This window comes from Pseudooceanicola sp. LIPI14-2-Ac024, assembly GCF_042188925.1.
In the GTDB taxonomy this organism is placed as follows: Bacteria; Pseudomonadota; Alphaproteobacteria; order Rhodobacterales; family Rhodobacteraceae; genus Pseudooceanicola.
In genome coordinates this window covers 1,491,522-1,513,980 of record NZ_CP170102.1, presented here as the reverse complement: position 1 = coordinate 1,513,980, position 22,459 = coordinate 1,491,522, and the positions used below count along the sequence as shown (strand labels likewise).

General features: G+C 63.6%; 19 protein-coding genes and 1 tRNA gene. 11 read left to right on the top strand and 9 right to left on the bottom strand.

Going from position 1 to position 22,459, the window contains the following annotated elements; translation table 11 throughout:
* Positions 1 to 193 precede the first annotated feature (193 nt).
* Genes ACE2AC_RS07350 through ACE2AC_RS07340 form a run of 3 tightly spaced genes read right to left on the bottom strand, consistent with a single transcriptional unit; the run spans position 194 to position 2,340 of the window.
* The gene (locus tag ACE2AC_RS07350) at positions 194 to 1,594 is read right to left on the bottom strand and encodes a ThiF family adenylyltransferase (protein WP_375691450.1); all 1,401 of its coding nucleotides are present in this window, start codon (positions 1,592 to 1,594) and stop codon (positions 194 to 196) included.
* Positions 1,579 to 1,995, bottom strand: coding sequence for an E2/UBC family protein (locus ACE2AC_RS07345; protein ID WP_375691449.1), 417 nt, complete (start codon positions 1,993 to 1,995; stop codon positions 1,579 to 1,581). Before ACE2AC_RS07345 ends, ACE2AC_RS07350 begins: the two co-directional genes overlap by 16 nt.
* A 3-nt stretch (positions 1,996 to 1,998) precedes the next feature.
* Positions 1,999 to 2,340 carry a multiubiquitin domain-containing protein gene (locus ACE2AC_RS07340; protein WP_375691448.1) on the bottom strand — a complete coding sequence of 114 codons (342 nt, stop codon included), beginning with the start codon at positions 2,338 to 2,340 and terminating at the stop codon, positions 1,999 to 2,001.
* A 162-nt stretch (positions 2,341 to 2,502) separates the two neighbouring features.
* On the opposite strand from ACE2AC_RS07340, the gene ACE2AC_RS07335 reads away from it, so the two are divergent.
* Both ACE2AC_RS07335 and ACE2AC_RS07330 read left to right on the top strand, forming a co-directional pair.
* Complete coding sequence (locus ACE2AC_RS07335) at positions 2,503 to 2,901, top strand: helix-turn-helix domain-containing protein (protein WP_375691447.1); 399 nt, start codon at positions 2,503 to 2,505, stop codon at positions 2,899 to 2,901.
* Complete coding sequence (locus tag ACE2AC_RS07330; RefSeq protein ID WP_375691446.1) at positions 2,898 to 3,824, top strand: ImmA/IrrE family metallo-endopeptidase; 927 nt, start codon at positions 2,898 to 2,900, stop codon at positions 3,822 to 3,824. The genes ACE2AC_RS07335 and ACE2AC_RS07330 overlap by 4 nt, the downstream gene beginning before the upstream one ends.
* Before the next feature lie 641 nt (positions 3,825 to 4,465).
* On the opposite strand, the gene ACE2AC_RS07325 is transcribed toward ACE2AC_RS07330, so the two are convergent.
* A complete protein-coding gene (locus ACE2AC_RS07325; RefSeq protein ID WP_375691445.1) occupies positions 4,466 to 6,007 on the bottom strand; it encodes an anti-phage dCTP deaminase in 1,542 nt (513 codons plus the stop codon).
* 1,375 nt (positions 6,008 to 7,382) lie between these two features.
* On the opposite strand from ACE2AC_RS07325, the gene ACE2AC_RS07320 reads away from it, so the two are divergent.
* The 8 genes from ACE2AC_RS07320 (at position 7,383) to ACE2AC_RS07285 (ending at position 12,620) form a co-directional block, all read left to right on the top strand.
* The gene (locus ACE2AC_RS07320) at positions 7,383 to 8,708 is read left to right on the top strand and encodes a plasmid recombination protein (RefSeq protein WP_375691444.1); all 1,326 of its coding nucleotides are present in this window, start codon (positions 7,383 to 7,385) and stop codon (positions 8,706 to 8,708) included.
* Between the two features lie 85 nt (positions 8,709 to 8,793).
* Complete coding sequence (locus ACE2AC_RS07315) at positions 8,794 to 9,093, top strand: hypothetical protein (RefSeq protein ID WP_375691443.1); 300 nt, start codon at positions 8,794 to 8,796, stop codon at positions 9,091 to 9,093.
* 258 nt (positions 9,094 to 9,351) lie between these two features.
* Positions 9,352 to 10,227 carry a carbon-nitrogen hydrolase family protein gene (locus ACE2AC_RS07310; protein WP_375691442.1) on the top strand — a complete coding sequence of 292 codons (876 nt, stop codon included), beginning with the start codon at positions 9,352 to 9,354 and terminating at the stop codon, positions 10,225 to 10,227.
* Between the two features lie 137 nt (positions 10,228 to 10,364).
* Positions 10,365 to 10,583, top strand: a complete 219-nt coding sequence (gene infA, locus ACE2AC_RS07305; RefSeq protein WP_010137880.1) for a translation initiation factor IF-1 — start codon at positions 10,365 to 10,367, stop codon at positions 10,581 to 10,583.
* A 57-nt stretch (positions 10,584 to 10,640) separates the two neighbouring features.
* A complete protein-coding gene (locus tag ACE2AC_RS07300; protein WP_375691441.1) occupies positions 10,641 to 11,216 on the top strand; it encodes a Maf family protein in 576 nt (191 codons plus the stop codon).
* Complete coding sequence (locus ACE2AC_RS07295) at positions 11,213 to 12,262, top strand: ribonuclease E/G (protein ID WP_375691440.1); 1,050 nt, start codon at positions 11,213 to 11,215, stop codon at positions 12,260 to 12,262. Before ACE2AC_RS07300 ends, ACE2AC_RS07295 begins: the two co-directional genes overlap by 4 nt.
* A complete protein-coding gene (locus ACE2AC_RS07290; RefSeq protein ID WP_375691439.1) occupies positions 12,259 to 12,465 on the top strand; it encodes a DNA gyrase inhibitor YacG in 207 nt (68 codons plus the stop codon). The genes ACE2AC_RS07295 and ACE2AC_RS07290 overlap by 4 nt, the downstream gene beginning before the upstream one ends.
* A gap of 80 nt (positions 12,466 to 12,545) precedes the next feature.
* A tRNA-Phe gene (locus ACE2AC_RS07285) sits at positions 12,546 to 12,620 on the top strand.
* 48 nt (positions 12,621 to 12,668) lie between these two features.
* Here the strand turns inward: ACE2AC_RS07285 and ACE2AC_RS07280 are convergent.
* The 5 genes from ACE2AC_RS07280 to ACE2AC_RS07260 form a co-directional block, all read right to left on the bottom strand.
* Positions 12,669 to 13,898 (bottom strand): serine hydrolase domain-containing protein, encoded by a 1,230-nt coding sequence (locus tag ACE2AC_RS07280; RefSeq protein WP_375691438.1) that lies wholly within the window; start codon positions 13,896 to 13,898, stop codon positions 12,669 to 12,671.
* 61 nt (positions 13,899 to 13,959) lie between these two features.
* Entirely contained in the window at positions 13,960 to 14,991 is a 1,032-nt protein-coding gene (locus ACE2AC_RS07275) for an extracellular solute-binding protein (RefSeq protein WP_375691436.1), read from the bottom strand.
* 23 nt (positions 14,992 to 15,014) lie between these two features.
* Complete coding sequence (locus ACE2AC_RS07270) at positions 15,015 to 16,775, bottom strand: ABC transporter permease subunit (RefSeq protein ID WP_375691435.1); 1,761 nt, start codon at positions 16,773 to 16,775, stop codon at positions 15,015 to 15,017.
* The gene (locus tag ACE2AC_RS07265) at positions 16,772 to 17,893 is read right to left on the bottom strand and encodes an ABC transporter ATP-binding protein (RefSeq protein WP_375691434.1); all 1,122 of its coding nucleotides are present in this window, start codon (positions 17,891 to 17,893) and stop codon (positions 16,772 to 16,774) included. Before ACE2AC_RS07265 ends, ACE2AC_RS07270 begins: the two co-directional genes overlap by 4 nt.
* 76 nt (positions 17,894 to 17,969) lie before the next feature.
* Positions 17,970 to 18,734 (bottom strand): LuxR C-terminal-related transcriptional regulator, encoded by a 765-nt coding sequence (locus ACE2AC_RS07260; RefSeq protein ID WP_375691433.1) that lies wholly within the window; start codon positions 18,732 to 18,734, stop codon positions 17,970 to 17,972.
* Between the two features lie 993 nt (positions 18,735 to 19,727).
* On the opposite strand from ACE2AC_RS07260, the gene ACE2AC_RS07255 reads away from it, so the two are divergent.
* Positions 19,728 to 22,385, top strand: coding sequence for an aminotransferase class III-fold pyridoxal phosphate-dependent enzyme (locus tag ACE2AC_RS07255; RefSeq protein WP_375691432.1), 2,658 nt, complete (start codon positions 19,728 to 19,730; stop codon positions 22,383 to 22,385).
* The last annotated feature ends 74 nt before the right edge of the window (positions 22,386 to 22,459 follow it).

Sequence of the window (22,459 nt, the reverse complement as noted above, 5' to 3'; positions counted from 1 at the left end):
TGTAGGACGCGTCCACAGCCGCACGGACATAGCATCGCCGCCTGCTCTTCGAACCCGTCCTCTTCGACGATGTAGAGCGTGCGCTTTTTCAGCGTGGGCGGGAGTATGTCTTCAGCGACGACCGTCCGATAGGGCGGGTCGAACCAGGAGAGGATCGCTCTCCAAACAAGAAGGAAAAAATTGATGAGCCGGTTCAATCCTGCCGCCTTTCTGCGAGTTCCATGAGCCCGAGCAGCGGCACCTGATCCCCCCGCCCGCCCGAGCGAATAAGGAGCGGACAGATGCCCTCCTCTGGGTCACTGATGAGTTCCATGCTGGCGAGGCTGAACATTACCGCTGCGTGCTCGGCATTGACCTCCTCCCGAAATGGGTGAAGTCGGGCCAGGAATTCGTTCACGGCGAGTGACGCGCCGAACATGTTGACGCTGATCACGGCCGGGCGGCTGCCGATACTCCCGCGGATATAGCCGTCCTTGACCTGCCGCGCATGTGCCTCCGGATCATTCCGGGCGAGCCCTGCTGCGGCCACGTCCTGCATCGAGAACAGCCCCCGGCTCATCAGACTGGACCGTCCCGGCCTGAGATAATTGACCGTGCCACACACCTCAGTGATGCCGCCCTGGCCATCGGCCACGAGCCGGATTCCGATGTCGAAGTACGGAATGTTGTAAAAAGCAGAAATCGCGTTCAGCAGATAGCGGCCGTCGATGCTGTCCATACAGCCGAACACGACATCGCACTGCGCGACGGCGCGGACGACCTCTGGGGCCCAGAGATTTTTCCTCATAACAATGACGCGCGTACCGAGGCCGGTCCTATTGATGGCATCGGCGATGACATCGACTTTGGCTCGCGCCTGCGCGGCATCTTCCATAGTCGAGTTCAAGATGCGGTTGACGTTGCGCTCTTCCATCACGTCGTGATCGACGTTGACGATCTCACTGACGCCTAGGCGGACGAGTTGTTCGACCGTCGGGCTACCCGTTCCGGATGCCCCGATCACCGCGACAGAGAGGCGCTGCAAGCGCTCGATGGTCCCCTCGTCGAACGCCTGCGCGTGCGAGGCGGCGAAGCTCGGTACCGAACCTTGCCCGGCTCTCGGGTACCAGAAGTGCAGGTCGTCACCCGCAACGCTGATACACGCGATCTGCTGAAAGCCGGTGCCGTCATAGACCCGGCCGAACATCTGTCCGTCGGGCAACATCACGGCGCTACCGTGGAGAACATCCGCCTCCACCCATCCCCGGATCATCGGCAGCAACTGGCGATCACTGACATCATCGGTTTCCGAGAACGCCGCATAGCCGCTGGGGTGGCTGTGGACCTTGATCACGGACAAGCGCTCCGCGGCGGCCCGCTCCAGAATGCCGTCAATATAGTCGGGCGACCATGTGACGAGGTTGGTGGTCCGTCTTGTGCAATGACCATAGGGAATCTCGTGTATCTCACGCACCACCAGACGGTGGCGCCTTTCCCCATCACGACGGCCGCATAACAGAAGCGCGACTGCTTCCTTGCCGTCGCCGGGAAAGAGAAAGGCAGTTAGATGCGCGTGCTGATCCCCCGTCAGGGCAAGGTTTATGTCTGCGGGCATTTTTCAAACTCCCGCACAAACCAGTCCTCGATCAGAAAGATGTGAGAGCCGATACCGTCTTGAGTGGGGTTCCAGGGGTTCTGGGCCGTCCGATGCCGCGACCAGCGCTGGTAGACCGTCCCGGAAATCGTCTGCTTTGCTTGGGTCGCCCCGATGGGACGCCGATCCTTCCGCGCAAGTGCCGGGTGGACATAGACCATGTTGAGCTCTGTGTTGGGGTAGCCCGTCTCCAGCCGGATCGCGATGGTCACCGTAGGGTGGTTGTAGCCTTCGTGCTGGGACGGAAACTGATGGATCAGCACCCATTGCGATCCATCAATCACCGTCTCCCACGGAAGACCATAGTCATCGAGGAAACGTGCATCCTCGGGCAGCAGGTCAAAGTCGCGCCGGAGCTTCATCGCTTAGCCCTCCGTCTGGTCGCGCGGCAGCGCTTTGAACTTTTCGACACCGGGCTGGCGGAGGTCGACCTTGTCGTCGAGGCCAACTTTTTCCGGCTTCGATCCCGCTGCCTTGACGCGCAGCGTGTAGTTCTCGACCGGGAGCAAGCCGGCAAGCGTCAAAACCTCGCGGCCGGTCGGCTTCGGGTCGTGCACCACGTAGACGGTGCCGTTGATCTTGATGCGGTACCCCTTGGCCAACGGCAGACGCTCCCCGCGCTTGGCATACTCTTCCAGGTCGATGATGTCGTCGAGCACAGCTTCCGTGCCCGGGTCACGCCCGTCGTTCTCATAGTCTTTGGTCATATCACTCCCCCTCCTTCGGGGCGCGTCTCGGGCCAATCCCAAGAACAACACCGTCTTAGCATAGCGCGCTTGGTATATCAAGCACTGATTAGCGCGCTTGACAGATCAAGCGTGCGGGCGTAAAATTGGCTGTAGAACAACAGCTTAAGGGAGGTTGCTGCCATGTCCCGCACTGGAGAACGCCATGGAGATACTCAGATTTCAGATAACGTCACGCTCGGAGAATACCTCGCCTCGATCCGCAACGACCGGAAGTTGAGCCTGCGCGCTGTCGAAGAAAAGACCCATAAACAGGTCTCGAATGCCTATTTGAGTCAGATTGAGACTGGCAAGATTCAGCAACCCTCACCAAATATTCTGAACGCGCTCGCCGACTTATATGGAATCGCGTTCGAGGCGCTGATGGAGAAGGCAGGGTATATTACGTCTGCCTCTAAGCGTGCGAAGGAGTCCCGGCACGGTCGCGTGGCAACGTTTGCGGAGCATAATTTGACGCCAGCAGAAGAACGCGAACTGATGCAGTACTTGGAATTTATCCGACGAAGAGAAAAGAACTCGTGAAACCAGATGATAGTCGCCTTGACCCGCACGATTTGATCGCGATTGAACGACGCGCTGCGCATTTGCTTGACCGCGCAGATGCCTGGGACCGGTACCCCGTTCCCATCGATGATCTATTGGCGGCCGCTGACGTGACCGTTGCCAAGTACGGCGCCTTCAACCCAGCGAGTATTCTCGCCTACATCAATGGGAAGGCCGGCGATGCCGCAACAAATATCAAGTCCGCAGTATCGAAGATTTTTGGCATCTATGATGCCGACGACAATTTGATCCACATCGATGAAACGGTCGTTGAATCGAAACAGACATTCCTGAAGCTGCACGAAACCGGACATCACGACATTCCGACGCACAAGAAAGTCTTTCGCTTGTTTCAGGACTGCGAAAAGACCCTCGCGCCCGACATCGCGGATCAATTCGAGCGGGAAGCCAACAACTTTGCTCGGTTTGCCCTGTTCAAGGGTGATGCATTTATGGAGTGCGCCGCGGATCACCCGTTCGAGATCAAAACACCGATCAAATTAGCCAAGAAATTCGGTGCCTCGATTTATGCCTCAGCGCGTGAGTTTGTGCGCACCAATTCGAGAGCCTGCGTGGTCTTTGTGCTTGAGCCGATTGAATATGTCGAGGGAGCCGGAGCGCAGGCTAGGGTTCGTCGCATCGAGGTATCCAAAAGCTACGTGTCGCAGTTCGGGCAGCCACACGCGACAGCAATCACACTCGATCACCCGCTCGGACCCATGTTACCAATTGGCCGTAAGATGACCCGGCCGACGACGCTTTCGATTACAGACAAGAACGGCGTCTCACACGAATGCGTAGCTGAGGCCTTTGATACAACTCACAATATTCTCATCCTACTTTACCCCGTCAAAGCACTGGCGAAGTCGCCGTTCTTTCTTCCTACTGGGTCGAGTTCCTAGCTGATCTAGCCACGGCTTCTAGCGGTATCGAACTGCAGCTTCCGGGCAGCGCGCTTGAAGTCTTGAAACACCGAGTTGGGTCGCGAAGCGGACGTTGGCGTGGAGGCCGTCGAAAGGCAGCAATGAGCCGGCCTTTCGCCCTTGGTGAAGGCAGAGTGCCCGGACGGGATGTCCGCATAGCGGACCCTGGGGCTAAGAGAAGCGGAGGTCCGCAGCCAGCCCGTTCACGACACTTGTGTTAAGCGCGGAGTGCGACAGAGCTCTGACACCGAAGGCGGGTTCGGCTATCCGCCGCAACCGCGAGAGGCCCGTGCCAAGGAGGTGCACGCGGCCATTCACCGGCACTTTGGATAATTGCGACGATGCTGCACGATGCATCAAGGTCAGCGTAGCGCGGCTCGCGACACTTGGGGAGTCCGTGAACACCGGTTCTATTCCGGTACTCGATTCACATTTTTTGTATGACTTAGATGGTGTACTCGTGTCACGCAGGCCTTTGGTCTGGGCAGGCAGGCCAAACAAGCACTGGCAACATTCGCGACTTGAGAACATGACATTGCGAACCCGACTGTACGTCGCTCAGCGTTGCGGTTGGTATAGTTCATTCTGAGAAAACGCTCAGATATGTCTAAGAAGACTAACTAAGCCATCTCCTTTTGGTCGCGACCGTTCAAAAGATGACGTCCGTCGTCAGCAACCGAATTTGCGATGGTCTTTTGAAACAGCACTTCTCGTGAGGTATGACCTTGGTCAAGCTTTTCGATAATTGGCTGCGCAGACTCTGCATTCCAAGTCTTCACGTGCCCCGCCTTATCTTTTAGCTTCGACTTTGAAAACAGGGCTTTGTAGCGCTGTGGGGTAATGCCAACAAACTGCTTAAAAACCACCTTGTCCTTGTCGGGTTTCTTTTGGTCAATCGATATCGAGTCGGGATAAAGGTCATCGGCAAAGCTTTTTGCGTACGGCTCTAGATAAGACACCTCCCTGACGCCGGTCGCTACAATGTGCTTTGAACAATTGTGGCACGGGAAGGTCGTGCAATATAGACTTGAACCCGCCAAGCCAAGCCCCAATCGCGCAGCGGTGGAAATCGCCGCCATCTCCGCATGGACTGCCCGCCCATATTCGAGAGTATCCAAGATTTGAGCTTTCTCGAGCGGTGAGTCCTTTGCGTCAATGAAGGCTTCGGCGATAGCGACGTCATCATCAAAATTTCGCTTCAGTTCACCGGCCCTTGCCAACCTCTGGACAACCTCAATCAACATTTGGCGTTTACGAATAGTATTTGGGTCTTTTCCCAATACAATGTCGCGACCATCCTCACCGTCTTCAGGCCAATACGTCCCACCCTGAGATTTCGGAGCTTCGTTGTAGCCAGTCGAAATTACATCACCATCTCTTGAAATTGTAGCCCCGACTTGCCGAGCAGTATCGCAAGAAGTCAGCGATGTTTGATAGGCCAAGTTCAGGAAAAACTCGCCTTTTGTCGGCGAAATCACAAAGTTTCCAAACAGAGCAAAGAAAAAGCGCTTCAAAAGCTTCTCAAGCTGGTCGCCATCGGAGGTATCAACCACTACATCGGCTAGCGGGAATACGTCACTGACACGCTGGCCGTGGGGCACTGAAAATTCGTCGCCATCTCTAGCTACGAGCTCCATAGCTGCTGCCTGCCATTTGTCCGATTTTGGGCTGTCAGAATGCCCATCCGCAATTTTTTGAGCCAAAGTTTGCTTGATAAAATCCCTTGGCGAATGGCATGAAATTAGAATGAATTGCTGTCCGTAAATGGAGCGAAGTGCCGCGACCTCCTCAGGGCGTTTGATCTGATCAATAATATATGCGGTCCGCCTCAATGGTAGCGCCGCGTTGCCATCCGTGTTTTTCTCGCGCCTGACGGCTCGAATTCTTTCGACTGCATACGACACGAAAAAGTCGTCGCGGCCGGTGAGATTTCGCACGTCGTTGCATGCGCTGATGTATGTTTCGTATCGTTTTTCGACCGGTGCTTCGACCAGTTCGAAGCGAAACTTGGGGTCCTTCACAAAGTCCGTCAACTTGATGTGGTAGTGCTTGTAATGAAGACTGTGCAGCGTGTCTTGAATGCGCTTTATGACCGTCGGCATGTCAGCGCCCAAACGTCCCACAAGACCGACTACCAGTTCCGCGTCGACTACTTTCTCCATACACTCACCCCCCAATGACCGCGTGACACGCTAGTGTACGTGTGCAACACTGTCCACAATATCTTGACAGGGAGAGACCATGCAGAATCGAGAACAGGCCCCGCAGTTCGATTTCTCAAGTTCATTTGCGCAGACCCTCAAGGACTACGAGCAAACATCGAAAGCGTCGCAAGCCGACTTCGAACGTGCTAGAGAGTGGCGTGAAAGCCGCGACAAAGATCATAGTGTTGAGATGAAGTAATCTCACTGAAGGTACGAGCGACTTACAGCGCCAACAAATTTTGAAGCACGGGGCCGCGATGATCGGCCCCGTGCTTCATATGAGGTCTGTAGACATACATTGATGCGATCGAAAAGCGCCTAAACTGTCACGTTTTGCCCTCCTACTTTTGCGCGCACACCCGGGCGGAAAACTGAACAAATCCAATCGCCTCCGGGTTCTTTCAAAGCCGTGCTATCTGTCAGCCGAGAGGCAACGTTGTGCTGCATGAGCACTGGTAAGAGAAGACGTTAGTTGGAAGTTCAGCCAGAAGGCGTCAAAGCCGAGAAAGGTGCGGACGGAGCCGCCATTCACCGCCAGGTAACTATCGGTCAGGTATAGCACGAGGCTTCTTCTGGACCGACGAAGGTCATAGCTCAGACGACGCGATCCACTTCGATGCGTTCGAATGGATCAACCTGAACCGCGCCGGGTTCGCTGGCGGCTTGATGTTGCGCCCGCAACGAACGGCTGGTTCGACGGGCCACACCGCAGCATCGCAAGCTCGTGCCGAATCTCTTTTACGGGCCGCAAGCGGCAACCATGGAGACCAAAACGGTGTCCGGTAGCATGTCCGCTTCCTGCGCGTAGCGGACATTCGAGGGCAGGCCCGGGCGAGGCTGCTTGCTGCGCGCTGCCGACATATGGGAGCGGGATTAGGCGTGTCCACTTACTGCGCTTACCTGCCGTCTGTCGCATTGCATCGGCATGTCTGTTCCCTGCGCATTGCTGACGTTCCTGGGCGCGCTCAAGCGCGTCCGCTTCCTGCGCGTAGCTGACGTTCCTGGACGGGCTCAGGTGTGTCAGTTTCCTGCGCAGAGCCGCCGTGGGTGAGGGGGCACTGCAGATGTCGGGAATCCACCGTATCCAGACCAATCTGTGACCACGAATGCTACGCTGTCGGGACCTCAGGGCCCTGCTGGCCTCATCAGTATGGCGCCGCGTTCTTGCTTCTCTGTGATATCGCCGAGCCTTTTCCACAGCCCAACTTCCCCCGCCATACCGCTCCTCCTCATCCTGGCGCGCTTCGACGGCCTGAGCCCCTATTCCCCCACAGTTTCCGAGCCTCCCCACATCGACCGATCTCCTGCTCATCGAGCAGCAGGAGATCGGCAGATGGCCCCTTCACATCAGCAAAACGAGAAGTTCCGCGTGGTGCTTCGCATGCGGGGAATGTTTCCGAAGGATCTCGCCGGATACGAAGCACACCGCCTGCGCAAGGGCGGTGATATCAGCCACATCGACAAGACTCGTAGCCACCTGAATAGGTCATTCATCGGCAAGGAAACCTGGGCCGCCGATGCGCAGGACAAGATCCAGGAGATCCGCCTGCAGAACTTTCTCGACGAGGTTACTGCGTTGCGAAAACGAAAACGCAAGAAGGATGCCGAGCGGCGCCTTGCTGAAGGGCCGAAGGACCCGTGGCGAGCGACGCGCCACGGGCCCCTTCGGGAGATCATCTTGACGGCCAATCGCGCCTACTTCGAGGACGAGGTGGCCGAATTCTTCGGCGAAAACCGCGAGGCCGAATTCCAGGCTTGTGCCGAAAACTGGCTGCGCAAGGAGTTCAAGGGCGACATCATCCACGCGCGCGTCGATCGCGACGAGACGGCGTTCCATGTTCACGCCGTTCTGCTGCCGATCGAGCGGGTCGAGATGACCCGCACCAACAAGAAGACCGGCGAGACAAAGGTGATCGCTGTGCGCCAAATGCTGCAGCCGTCGAAGCACGATCTGATCAAGGACTACGAGCAGGCGCAGGACAGCGCAGGGGCCGCGTTCAGCGTCGTGAACCTGCAGCGCGGTGAGCGTCGCGCCGCCGTGATCCGGCAGGCGCGGGCTGCGGGCCAGCCGCTGCCGAAGCGACGCTACCACGCCCGCACGTCAGAATGGCGTGCCGAGCAGGAATTGAAGCTGGAAGCCCGGAAGGCGAACCTGAACGAACGCGAAAAGGCACTCGATCAGCGTGATGGACGCCTGGACACACGGGATGCGGCTCTGGCCGTGCGCGAAGCGGAAATCGATAGCATCGATGCCGCATTCGAAGGGGTCGAAAGTGGGGCCCTCACTTTCGACGAGAGCGGCGATGTTCCCCGCCTGGAAGCCACAACTCCGGAGGAGAAACTCGCGCCCGAACCAGCACGGCTGATGCAGCGTCTGATGGCATCCCCGAAGGGCAGGACGCGCGCCACAGCGCTTATCGGCCGCCTCTTCGGCGGCCTGAAACGTCGTGCGCGTGAGGATGCGGAGCAGGCCCTGCGCCGTGACATCGCCGAGATCGGCAAGGCGCGAGACCTGCTGCAAGGGTTCGTATCGCGCTTGTCCGGGGAGGTCGCGACCTCTGGGAAGGCCACGCTGAAGGGCCTTACGCGTAGCCTCATGGCCCTTCGACGGCATGAGGCAGCTGACCATGGCGAAGAACATCCGCCCGACCGCGACTGATTTCTTTCCGTCCGGAAGCGATCGCTTCCATTTCCTCCCCGTGACCTCAGTCACGCTCACCCCATCGCTCACAAAGGAGTACCCCATGAGCAAGAAGACCGACCGCCTGATCGAGGCCCTCAAGGCCTCGGCCCGTCAGGATGGCGAGAAGGACGCTGAAACCCGCGCGAAGATCCGCGCGGCGATGGTCAAGGCGCTGGAACAGCTGCTGGACCAGATGCCTGAGCAGCGGGCCGCAGAGCTGTTCGCCGACCTCGAGCACATCGCTCCGGAGAGCGCGGCGAAGCTCATTCGCCGCCACGATCTCCGCCCTGAAGGGACCGACGGCATCCTCGCGGAGCGGCTCAAGACCCAGCCGCTGCCGGAGATGCCTACGGCTCAGTGATACTGGTCCCGACGCCTCGAACTCTCCCATACGATCACCCGGCGCCTCGAGGGAGGCGCCGGGCAAAGCTGTTCGCAAATGCGTAGGAGTCAGAAAATCAGGGTTTCGAACCGCGGGAACAACGCTTCAGTAACCTTGTGTTGCGAGGTTCTTCGAAGGTACATCCGATGTTGCAGTGCACGAGCCACGAGAAGAGCAAATAACGGCAAAGCAGCGCCCCCATTGCCCGACCGGCCCCACGCGCCTAGGTTTGCGTCCATGAAACTCGCCACCGCCGCCTATCCACTCGACTGGTTCGACACCTGGTCGGACTTTGAAGCCAAGCTGACCGACTGGGTCGCCCGCGCCGCCGGGCAGGGGGCGGAGCTGCTGGTCTTTCCCGAATATGCCGCGATGGAGCTTGTCTCGCTCTCGGGCGAGGCGGTGGCCGCCGACACGCCCGCCGCGATGCGCGCGGTGTCGGACCGGATGCAGGACGCCAATGCGCTGCACCGCGACCTGGCCCGGGCGCATGGCGTGCACATCCTCGGCGGTTCGGCCTCGGTCGTGCTGGCCGATCGCGTGGTCAACCGCGCGCATTTCCACACCCCCGGCGGGGACACGGTGTTCCAGGACAAGATGGTGATGACGCTCTGGGAGCGGGACCAGATGAAGGTCAGCGGGCAGGGGCCGCTCAAGGTCTTCGACACCGCGCTCGGCACCATCGCGATCAACATCTGCTACGACAGCGAGTTTCCCCTGCTGGCGCGGGCGCAGCGCGACGCGGAACTGCTGCTGATCCCCTCGACCACCGAGGCCGCCGAAGGCTACTGGCGGGTGCGGATCGGCGCGCAGGCCCGCGCGCTCGAAGCACAATGCGTGACGGTCATGTCCTCGACCGTGGGGCCCTATCCCAAGCTCGACCTGCTCGAGACGAGCCATGGCGCAGGCGGGGTTTTCGGGCCGCCGGACAAGGGCTTTCCGGCCGACGGGGTGATCGCCGCGGGCTCGGCCAACGCGCCGGGCTGGGTCTATGCCGATGTCGACCTCGACACGATCCGCGCCGTCCGCGCGGCCGGAAACGTGCGCAACCGCGCGCACTGGAGCGAGGCCGAGACCGGGCTGGAGCCGGTGGAGCGCATCGACCTCAGGTGATGACGCGGCGGCGCGCGGGTCGCATCGCGCCCGCGAAAGCGGCGTTTCACGCACTATTGGCTTGAAAATCGCCCCTGATGGGACCATGTAACGCGCACCTGCGCGCTATCACGCAGGACATTACTCAAGGAGACCCCATGGCCAAGGAAGACATTCTCGAATTCCCCGGCGTCGTGAAGGAACTCCTGCCCAATGCGACATTCCGGGTCGAGCTCGAGAACGGCCATGAGATTATCGCACATACGGCAGGCAAGATGCGCAAGAACCGCATCCGGGTTCTGGCCGGCGACAAGGTGCAGGTCGAAATGACCCCCTACGATCTGACCAAGGGTCGGATCAACTATCGCTTCAAGTAAGCCGCGATCGGGGCTCGCTCAGTCGGGCCCCTTTTCACTGCGAGGGACAGGCAAGGCGTGACACTCATCCTCGGCTCCGGCAGCCCCAGACGCCTCGAACTGCTTGCCCAGCTGGGCCTCGCGCCCGACGACATCCGCCCCCCCGACATCGACGAGACGCCCGCCAAGGGCGAGCTGCCGCGTCCCTACTGCGCCCGCATGGCGCGCGAGAAGGCGCTGGCGGTCACGGCCGCGGCCGACGAGGTCGTGCTCTGTGCCGACACCACCGTCGCGCTTGGCCGCCGCATCATGGGCAAGCCGCGCGACGCGGGCGAAGCGGCCGAGTTCCTCTATGCCATGTCCGGCCGGCGCCACCGGGTGATCACCGCCGTCGCCGTCCGCCGGGGCGAGAGGCTCTGGGAACGCGATGTCGTGACCCAGGTGAAGATGAAGCACCTCTCGGACGACGAGGTGAACGGATACCTCGCCACCGGCGACTGGCAGGGCAAGGCCGGCGCCTACGGCATCCAGGGGCCCGCCGGGGCCTTCATTCCCTGGCTGCAGGGCAGCTATACTGCGGTCGTGGGCCTGCCCGTGGCCGAAACCGCGGGCCTCCTGCAGGCGGCCGGCATCGAGATCTGGAGGGCGGCATGAAGGGAACGACGATCCTTCTGGACCAGTGGCAGGGCGCCGAGGCGGCCGCGCTGATCCGCGACGGGCAGCTCGACGACCTGCTGATCGATTCCGACGCGCCGCGCCCGGGCACGATCTACCGCGCCCGCGCGGACCGCCCCGTGAAGGGGCAGGGCGGCATGTTCCTGACCACCCCCGACGGCAGCGCCTTCCTGCGCCAGGTCAAGGGGCTGAAGCCGGGCGAGCCGCTGCTGGTCCAGGTCTCGGGCCATGCCGAGCCGGGCAAGGCGATCCCGGTCACCACGCGCCTGCTGTTCAAGAGCCGCTATGCCATCGTGACGCCCGGTGCACCCGGGCTGAACGTCAGCCGCGCGATCCGCGACGAGGACCGGCGCGACGCCCTTCTGGCGATCGCGCATGACGTGCTCGAAGGCCATCCGGTGCTGGCGCTCGATCCGCCCGCGGGGCTCATCCTGCGGTCGAACTGCGAAGAGGCCGAGGACGAGGACGTCGCCGACGACATCCTCGCCATGGCGACGCTCGCGGTGAACGTTCTGGCCGACCTCGACGGCGCGCCCGAAAAGCTGGTCGAGGGCGACGGACCGCACGACCTGGCCTGGCGCGAATGGCCGGTGACCGAGATGGTGTCGGAGCCCGGCTGCTTCGAGGAGCACGAGGCCGAGGAGATGATCGCCGCGCTCTACCGCGCCGAGGTGCAACTGCCCGGCGGCGGCCACATGACGATCGAGCCGACCCGCGCGCTGGTCGCGGTGGACGTGAACACCGGCGGCGACACCTCGCCCGCCGCGGGGCTCAAGGCGAACCTGGCCGCGGCCCGCGAACTGCCCCGCCAGCTGCGGCTGCGCGGTCTCGGCGGACAGATCATCGTCGATCCCGCGCCGATGCCCAAGAAGGACCGCCGCCAGTTCGAGGGCCAGCTCCGCGCCGCGCTCAAGGGCGATCCGGCCGAAACTATCCTGGCCGGCTGGACCCAGCTGGGCCTGGTCGAACTGCAGCGCCAGCGCACCCGCGCGCCGCTGCCCGCGAAGGGAGGCAAGACGCGATGACCTGCCCGATCTGCGGCGAGAAGACCGCCGCCGACTACCGCCCGTTCTGCTCGGCCCGCTGCGCCGACCGCGACCTAGCGCGCTGGTTCAACGGGTCCTACGCGGTGCCGTCCGAAGACCCCGAGGACCTTGAAAAGGCGCTCGAGGAAACCGAGCGCCACCTCGCCCGCGGGGATACCGACACGTCATCCGGCCTGCACTGAAATCAGGTCGAAAAACCCTCTGGACACTCCCGAAACCCTCGCCTAGAAGGCGTGAACCCGAAGGCGAGACCTTCACCCGTGCCCGGGTAGCTCAGGGGTAGAGCAGTGGATTGAAAATCCTCGTGTCGGTGGTTCGATTCCGCCCCCGGGCACCACTTCTTCCCAGAAGATGATCGTTGTAGCGGCGGCCCCCGAGCCGCCCGTCACCCGTCCGTCAGAGCGGCGCGGATGGCGTCGATGGCGCGGAAGGTGTCGCGGGTGAGCTCGGCCATCAGGAAGTCCGGCCAGGTCGAGAGCTTGGCGATCACCAGGTCGCTTTCGGGGTCGACGTAGATCAGCTGGCCAAAGACCCCCACCGCGCAGATGTCACCCCGGCAGGCGTCACGGATCCACCAGAAACGGCGGTAGGCCCCGCGGGGCGAGGCCAGCGACCACGGCTCGCCAAAGACGGATGGATCGCCCTGGCGCATGGCGTCGATCCAGGGTTCGGGCACCAGCTGGACGCCGCCCGCGCGGCCGCGGTTGCGGACCAGCCGGCCAAGGCGGGCGTAGTCGCGCAGGGTGGCGTTGAAACCGCCGTCGGCCAGGGCGGTGCCGGCAGTGTCGACCGTGAAATAGGCGTCGCGGGCGGGGCCGATCGCCTGCCAGATGCGTTCGCTCAGCAGCGGGGCGAGGGCGCGGCCGGCGGTGCGTTCCACGGCCCATGCGGCGACGTCGGTCTCGATCGAGCGATAGTCGAACATCCCGCCGTGGGGCCGGACCTGCGGCAGCGTCAGGATGACGTCGCGGATCGTCGTCGGGGCCTGGCCCCTGTCGTGCGGGCGCCAGCCGCTGGCGATGTCGATCCGGGTCATGTCGCTGCCCGGGGTGTTGTAATCCTCGGTGAAGCGGACGCCCGAACGCATGTCGAGCACCTGGTCGAGGGTGGCGCCGGCATAGCCGCAGCCGCGCATCTCGGGGACGACATCGGCCAGGGGCGCGTCGAGGTCGAGGCGTCCGTCGCCGTGCACCGCGCCGGCCAGAAGGCCCACGACAGATTTTGCCACCGATTGCGACAGGTGCAGCGTTTCCGGAGCCATGCCGTTGAAGTAGCGTTCGAAAACCACCCGGTCGCGGTGCATCACGAGGAAGCCGTCGGTGTAGGTGTCGGCCAGCACGCGGCCGAGCGGGACGCGCCCGGCGTCGAGCGGGACGGACAGGTCGTCCAGCGGTTCCGGCGCCTCGTCCAGCCGTGCTTCCGGGCCGAAACCGCGAAAGACGTCGACCGTCGGGATCAGGCTGCGCACGTTCTGGAAGCTCCAGCGATTGAACGGCGCCAGGTCCCAGTTCTCAAGCGTCGGCCGTTTCTCGGGCGGCGGTGGAAAGCCCTGCATGATGCCGAGCTGACGGGCCGTCTTGGGCGCGGGCTTGGGGGGCAGCGTCGCGTTCGTCATGGCAGGTCCTTGGGGGAGGTCGGGAAAGGGCGCGGGGGGACATCCCCCCGCGCGCGGGCATTTACTGCTTCAGCCGGGTCCAGACCTTGTTGTAGAGGTCCACGACTTCCTGCGAGCAGGGCGTGACGAAGTCCGGGGTCGGCGCGCCTTCGGGCATCACGATCTCGGGCGCTTCGAGCATCTCGGCATCCATGAACTCTTCCGAGCCGGTGATGCCGTTGGCGTAGCGCGCGAAGTTCGAGGTCATCGCCGCGCTTTCCGGCTCCATCATGAAGTTGATGAAGAGCTTGGCGTTGTCGAGGTTCGGCGCGTCCTTCAGCACGGCCACGTTGTCCATCCAGCCGGTGAAGCCTTCCTTGGGATAAGCGTACTTCAGCGTCGGACGCTGGGCCCGGGCGCGCATCGCAGCGCCGTTCCAGGTCTGGCTGAGGTCCACGTCGCCCGAGGTCAGCTTTTCGATGGTCGAGTAGTCCATCGTCCGCCAGTCGTCCTTGGCCTTGAGCAGGAGCTCCATGACCTCGCGCATCTCGTCCTCGTTGCCGTTGCAGCGGCCGTAGCCGAGGTAGCGCAGGCCCGCGTTGATCACGTCGTTCATGTCGTTGAGCATGTTGATGCGGCCCTTCAGCTCATCGGGCGCGTCGAACATGAGGGCGAGCGTGTCGATGTCGCCGCCGTAGACCTCGGTGTCGACGGTGAACGAAGTGGTGCCCCACTGGTAGGGGATGGAGTAGTTGCGACCCTCGTCCCACCAGACGTCGACCCAGTCAGGATTGACGTTGCCGAAATTCTCCATCTCGTTCGGCTTCACCTCTTCCAGCAGACCCTGTTCGATCATCACCTTGATCATGTAGTCGCCGGGCACCACGATGTCGTAGCCGGTGTTCCCGGCCTGGACCTTGGCCAGCATGGTCTCGTTGGAATCGTAGCTGTCGAGGTTGACGGTGACGTCGTATTCCTTCTCGAATTTCTCGATCAGCTCGGGGTTGGTGTAGTTGCCCCAGTTGTAGATGTTGAGCTCGCCCTCGGCCCAGGCAGTCCCGGCGGCGAGCGCCAGTGCCGAGGCGGTGGCGGCGATGCGGATGGTTGGTTTCATTTTCTCACTCTCCTGTTGGGCCGTCACTTCTGCATCCGCCGCTGCACCGTGAAGAGCAGGGCGACCAGGAGCACCGAGACCACGACGAGGATCGTCGAGACGGCGTTGATCTCGGGCGTGATACCGCGGCGGATGGCGCCGAGGATGTAAATCGGAAGCGTCGTCTCGCCGGGGCCCGCGACCATCAGCGTGATGATCACGTCGTCGAGCGAGACCACGAAGGCCAGCATGGCGCCGGCGACGATGCCGGGGGCCAAAAGCGGCAGGGTGATGTGCCGGAAGCTCTGCCAGGGCGTGGCGTAGAGGTCGGCGCCGGCCTGTTCCAGGACCAGCGTCATGTCCTCGAGCCGGGCGCGGATCGGCATGAAGGCGAAGGGGATGCAGAAGGCGGTGTGTGCCGCCATCAGGAACCCGATGCCGTTGATCCCGGTCGCCGTCTTGACCAGCGCAAAGAGCGACAGGGTGGCGATCGCGGTCACGATCTCGGGGATCATCAGCGGCTGGTTGATGATGCCGTAGGCCAGGCCCTGGCCCTTGAAGGCGGCGGTCCGGGTCGTGGCGATGGCCGCCATGGTGGCCGCGATGGTCGACAGGACGGTGGCGACGAAGGCGACCTTGACCGACATCCATGCCGCGTTGCGGATCCCGGTGTTGGCAAAGGCCTCCTGATACCAGCGGAACGAGAATTCGGTCCACCTCACCACTGAGCGGTTGTCGTTGAACGAAAAGATGATCAGGACCGCGATCGGCAGGTAGAGCGCGATGATGCAGAGCCAGGCGATCGTCTTGAAGCCGGGCATGGCCTTGAGGTCACGGGCCCTGGGGCGCCGGGTGCGAGCGGGGGGCGGGGGCGTCACGTCAGTCATGCAACCGCTTCCCCGGCCCGCCGAGGCCGCGTAGATAAGAAGGACGACGATCACCAGCATCATCAGGATCAGCGCCGCGGCCGATCCGAAGGGCCAGTTGCGCGACGATCCGAACTGGATGGCGATCATGTTGCCGATCATCAGGCTCTTGCCGCCGCCCAGGAGCTCGGGCGTGATGTAGGCGCCGAGCCCGGGAATGAAGACGAGGATGCAGCCCGCGATGATCCCCGGTTTTGCCAGCGGCGCGATCACGTGGCGCAGCACCTTCCAGCGGCTGGCGTAGAGGTCATAGCCCGCCTCGACCAGCCGGAAGTCGAGCTTTTCCAGGCTGGCGTAGAGCGGCAGCACCATGAAGGGCAGGTAGGAATAGATCAGCCCGATGAAGACGGCGGTGTCGGTGTAGAGGATCGACAGCGGGTGGTCGATCAGCCGCAGCCGCATCAGCGAGATGTTGATGAAGCCCTCGTCGCGGATGATCAGCAGCATGGCGTAGGTCCGGATCAGCAGGTTGGTCCAGAACGGAAGGGTGATCAGGAAGAGCCAGAGCGTCCGCTGCTGTCGCGGCTTGGTGGCGATGAAGTAGGCGGTCGGAAAGCCCAGGATCAGCGTCCCGATCATCGCCCCGAAGGCCAGCCCGATCGAACGCAGGAAGATCGACAGATAGGCCGGGTTGAAGGCGAGCGAGCCGTCGAAGATGTCTTCTTCGAACAGGAACTGGACATAGGCGTCGGTCGAGAACTCCCAGATCACGCCGCCGTAGGTGCCGGGCTTGAGGAAGGAATAGACGACCGTGATCGCCAGCGGCAGGATCGAGATCGCGAGGATGATCAGGAGGGCCGGGGCCAGCAGGCCGGCGCGGGTCCGGCTGGTGCGGCGGGCGGCTTTGCTGTGGGCCTCTGAGAGGGCGGCGTCGCTCATTCCAGCACCCGCGCGGTGCCGGGCTGGATCGCGATCCCCATCTGCGTGCCCGGGCTCAGATCATGCCCGTCCAGCGCTCCGGCATGGCGCAGCACGAATTCCTCGCCCGAGCCGAGCCGCAGGTGCAGGTAGCTGGCGGCGCCGAAGTATACGATGTTCTCGAGCGTGCCGGTCAGGGCCGCGCCGTCTCCGCCCGCGGTGATGCGGGCGGCCTCGGGGCGGATGGCAACCGCGACCGCCCCGTCGGTCTGGACGCCGTCGGGCAGCCGGGCATCGATCCCCGTCCCGTCCTTGAGCCGGACATGGGCGATGGTTCCGTCGGTGCCGGTCACGTGGCCCTCGAGGATGTTGATGTCGCCGATGAAGTCGGCCACGAACCGGTGTGTCGGACGGTCGTAGATGTCGCGGGGCGAGCCGATCTGCAGGATCTCGCCCGACCGCATCACCGCGATGCGGTCCGACATGGTCAGAGCCTCTTCCTGGTCGTGGGTGACGAACACGAAGGTGATCCCGGTCTCGGCCTGCAGGCTCTTCAGCTCAAGCTGCATGTTCTTGCGGAGCTTGAGGTCCAGCGCGGCCAGCGGTTCGTCCAGCAGTAGCACCTTGGGTTCCGGCGCCAGCGCGCGGGCCAGCGCCACGCGCTGCTGCTGGCCGCCCGACAGCTGGTCGGTGCGCCGGTTGGCCATCGGCTGCAACTGCACGAGGTCCAGCATCCGGGTGACACGGTCGCCGATCTCGGACGCGGGGCGGCCCAGCATCTTGAGCCCGAAGCCGATGTTGTCGGCCACCGTCATGTGCGGAAAGAGGGCGTAGGACTGGAACACCGTGTTGACTGGCCGCTTGTAGGGCGGCAGCGCGGTGATGTCCTGCCCGTCGAGCAGGATCGTGCCGCTGGTCGGCAGCTCGAACCCGGCGATCATCCTGAGCAGCGTGGTCTTGCCGCAGCCGGACGGGCCGAGGAGGGTGAAGAATTCGTTTTCGCGGATGTCGATGTCCACGTTCTTGAGCGCGTGGACGGCGTTGTCGCCCTGTCCGAACGTCTTGACCAGGTCGCGCGCGCTGATCGCGGCGCGGGGGGCGGTCGTCTCTGGGGCGGTGGATTGGGGTAATGCGGGCACGCGATCCTCACCTTGTCGTCTTCCAAGGCTAGGAGCGTGGCACGGCGCGCGTAAATATCCCAAAGGGGATAGGCGGTCAGGCGACGACCGCCCCGAGGAACCGCGCAAGAAGCTCGGATTGCGATGAAATCCTGAGCTTGCGGTAGAGGTTCTTGCGATGGATCTTGACCGTGCCGACCGTTGTGCCGGTGACCTCGGAAATCGAGGCCGAGGAATGGCCGCGCAGGATCAGGGTCGCGATCTCGCGCTCCCGCGCGGTCAGAACGCCGTCGCCGAAGGATTCGAATGCCTCGGTGATCGAGCTGTCGATGTCGGGCTGCGGCAGCACGGGCGCGGCGCGGTCGAAATGCTTGCGGACCAGTGCCGCGATGACGTCCAGCTCGCGCCGGAGCGCCGTCATCTCTCGCGTGGTGAAGCGGGGCTCGCCGCCGAGCCGGCCGAGCGAGATGAAAAGCGCGCTCTGCTGCGGCAGCCGCACGAGGATCGCCAGTTCGTCGGCCAGGTCGATGTTGCCGTAGTAGTGCTTGAAATAGGTCGAGCGGCGGAAGTGGTCCGGCGCGACATCCCGCAAGCGCAGCACCACGTCGCCCAGGCCCTGGACAAAGCCGTTGTAGATCGGATCGAGCAGGTAGGCGGAATCGAGGTACTGATCCACGACAACCTGCCGTCGTTCCGCGCGGACCGTGTCGTAGACATGCGACGGCTTCCGGTCGACGTGCAGCCGGGTCAGAAGGGCGCCGTTGAAGGGCACGATCGCGTCGATCGCATGCAGCAGCGCGGGGACGAAATTGGCAGAGTGCAGGGCGGTGATGACGGGTGCCGGGGCAAACCCCTTGGGCACACGGCGGTCTTGTCTTTCCGGAGCCATGCTGGCTGCGCCCCCTGCGAGGCGGTCAGCCCCGTCATTGTCACTTTAGCCGACGATAGGAGGTGCGCCGCGGCGTTGCAATTGCATCGCGCGGAGGTGTCCCCCGTCCGGGGCGGCTCGGTTTGGCGGTGCGTTTCCGCCACTGTTTCCCATTCCGAAACGGTCGAAGGGTGGTGGTTCGTGTGCCGCCGCTGCCGGGCGAGACCTTTGGCCGTGCAAATGACCCCGCGTGCCGCGGGTCCCGAGATCAAGCTCAGAGGCGGGTGCTTCGGCGCGGCGATTCGCCTAAAAATTGCATGCCGTTGCGTCATCGGCGGTTTTTGGCCACCCGTTTTTTGGTGGGCTGTAGCGCCATTTCGGAGGCGTGATGCGGGGCTTCACGCGGCATCAGAACTTCGTGACGGCTGCGAACGGTGCGCTCTCGGTCCGACCGCCTGCCTGTGCGCGTCTGACACGAAAAGCAAGGCGCGTTCGACCGCAGCAGCTGTCTGGGGCTCTCCCCTTGCGTGTATCGCGGTGTCCGGATTTTCGTCGTGCTGTCAGTGGGCTGCGAGGGGTTACCCTACGGCAACGTGGGGTAACCTAGCGCCTTGTTTTCAGCCTGTAATTGCTGCCGAAGATTTAATCGTACCCTTAAGGTTGCGGCGTGATTTCTCCTACCGACCCCCGATTTTGGCATGGTTCCGCCCAGGCCGGGGAGGCCGCGAACTCGGGTGGCAATGAACTGCAACGTCTTCGGGTATCGAAAAGCAGGAACCTGCCGGGATTGTTTCGCCCTCGTCAGCATAGGTTGCCACACAAAGGAAATTCCTCCACATCGGGGGTAACTTCCTGCGGGGCTGCTGCACTCGGTTTGGCCTCGTGGACAGGACAAGGAAGTTAGACCCAAGGCAACTGTTCGTTAACCATGGCTCGGCAAAGTCGCCGCAGCCGTCGCTCGGATTTGCGACTTTACCCATGCATCTCATGAAACCCACCCTGAACCCTTCCCGACGAGAACTCCTCGCGCTGTTCGCTCTCGATATCGAGATGACGCGCGGGTCCGGACCGACCGTCCAGGACGCGGCCGGGCGGGAGTATCTGGACTTCCTCTCTCAGTACGGGGCGCTGCCGTTCGGCCACAACCCGCCCGAGATATGGTCCGCCATCCAAGGCGTCGCCGAAGAGCAGGCGCCGCTGATGATCCAGCCGTTGCGTGGCCTCGCCGCCGAGGCGCTGGCCGACCGCCTGGCCGAGGTCACGCCGGGCGACCTGTCGATCACCACCTTCGCCAACAGCGGCGCCGAGACGGTCGAGGCGGCGATCAAGCTGGCCCGCGTGCGCACCGGCCGCCGCCTGATCCTGTCGACCGAGAACGGGTTCCACGGCAAGACGCTCGGCGCGCTGTCGGCAACCGGAAAGCCACTCTACCAGGACGGGTTCGCCGTTCCCCATGCCGATCACCTCTATATCCCCTACGGCGACCTCGACGCGCTGCGGGCCGTGCTGGACCGCGACGGCGATCGCATCGCCGCCTTCCTGGTCGAACCGATCCAGGGCGAGGGCGGGGTGATCTGCCCGCCGGACGGCTACCTTGACGATGTCGTCGCGCTCTGCCGCGAACACGGGGTCCTGTCGGTCTTTGACGAGATCCAGACCGGCCTTGGCCGCACCGGGCGGCTCTTTGCCTGCTCGGACAGCCGCGAGGTGCCGGACATGCTGCTGCTGGCCAAGGCGCTTGGCGGCGGCGTGGTGCCCATCGGGGCCTGCGTCGTGCGGCCCTCGGCCTGGGACGACCGGTTCGGGCAGCGCCACAGCTCGACCTTTGCGGGCAACACGCTGGCCTGCCGTGTGGGCCTCGCGACGCTCGACCGGCTGCTGCAGGACGATGGAGAGCTGATCGACGACGTCGCCGCCAAGGGCGCGCATTTCCGGGCCGGGCTGGACCAGCTGCAGGCCGAGTACCCGACCGTCATCCGCGACGTGCGCGGCGAGGGGCTGATGATCGGGCTCGAGTTCCAGGCCTTCGAAGCCTGGTCGCACTCGGCCGTGCTGGGCTTTGCCAGCCTCAACGGCGGGATCACCCCGCTGATCAGCTCCTACCTGCTGAACCGCCATGCCATCGTGACGGCCCCGGTGTTCAACAGCACGCGGGTCATCCGCCTGCAGCCGGCCCTGACCGTGAGCCTGGCGCAGATCGACCGCGCGCTGGCCGCGCTGCGCGACCTTTGCGAGGTGCTGGCGGCGTCCGACAGCTACCGGCTGGTGCGCCACCTGGTCTCGGGTCCGCGGATGCTCCCCGATGCCCTGCCAGAGCCCGATCCTGTCGAATTTGCCGCGATGCAGAACGCGCCCGCGGCCCGCGACGGCAGCTTTGCCTTCCTGATCCACTACACCGAAGAGGCCGACATCTTCCGGTCGGACCCGTCCTTCGAACAGTTCAGCGATGTCGAGCTGGCCAACTGGTGCGACTGGGTCAAGCGGCTGGGGCCCGGCTTTGCGCGGCGGATCCCGCCGGTGCGGTCGAAGGCCGGGGCGCTGGCCGACGGCTGGCTCGTGTCGGTGCCGATGCTGCCGGGCGAGATGCGCGGCAAGGGCCGCAAGGCCGCCAAGCGGATGATCGGAGAAGGCGTCGACCTGGCCGTGGCCGAGGGGGCATCGCGCGTCGGGCTGGGTGCCTTCACCTCGATCGTCACGCGCGGCGGCGAGGCCGTCACCGGACGCGGCGCCCCGATCACCAGCGGCAACACCCTGACCACCGTCTCGGCGGTCAAGTCGCTTGAGAACATGGCGATGCGCACCGGCCTTGCGATCGAGGACGCGCATGTCGCGGTCATCGGCGCCTCGGGCGCGATCGGGCGGCTGGCCTCGCTGATGCTGGCGCGGTCTGCCGGGCGGCTGACCCTTGTCGGCAACGCGGCGAACCCGTTCACGCCGGGCCTGCTGTCCCGCGTCGCCGACGAAGTCTGCGCCGAACTGCCGGCGCAGGCCCGGCGCGACGGTGCTTCGGGCGAACTGCGGCGCCAGATCGTGCGGGCGACCGAGGCGTTCGGGCCCGAACGGCTCGGTTCCGGCAGCGGGCTGGCCGAACGGATGTGCGACCTTCTCCAGTCGCGGGGCGAGGCGCCGCTGCTGGACTGGACCACGCCGCTGGAAGAGGCGCTCGAGACCGCGGACATCGTGCTGGTCGCGACCAGCGCCGACACCGCGCTGATCGACCCGTTGGCGCTGAAGCCCGGCACGCTGGTCTGCGACGTGGCACGCCCGCCGAACGTCGCCCCGGCGGCACGCAGGCTGGACCGCGTGATGGTGTTTGATGCCGGGTTGATCCGGCCGCCGTTCGACATCGACCTGGGCCCGTTCCAGACCTTGCCCAAGAACCTCTGCTGGGGCTGCCTGGGGGAAACCCTGTTGCTGGCGCTGGCGCGCGAGATCCGGGATTTCAGCATCGGGTCGCGGCTGAGCCTGGCGGATGCCGACCACATCGCGGCCCTGGCCGAGCTGCACGGGTTCGAGCCCGCGCCGGCCCAGTGGTACGGCGAGGCGGTCACCCTGCGCCAGATCACCGAGTTCACCCGCCATGTCCGGGCGCGGCGCGGGGCGGGGTCCCTGCTGTTCGAAGATCCGATCGAACGCCGGGCCTGATCTGGCAAGGCGATCCACCGCGCGACGCCGCAGCATCACTGGCGACAACAAAGAAGCGGCGCGTCTCTCGACGC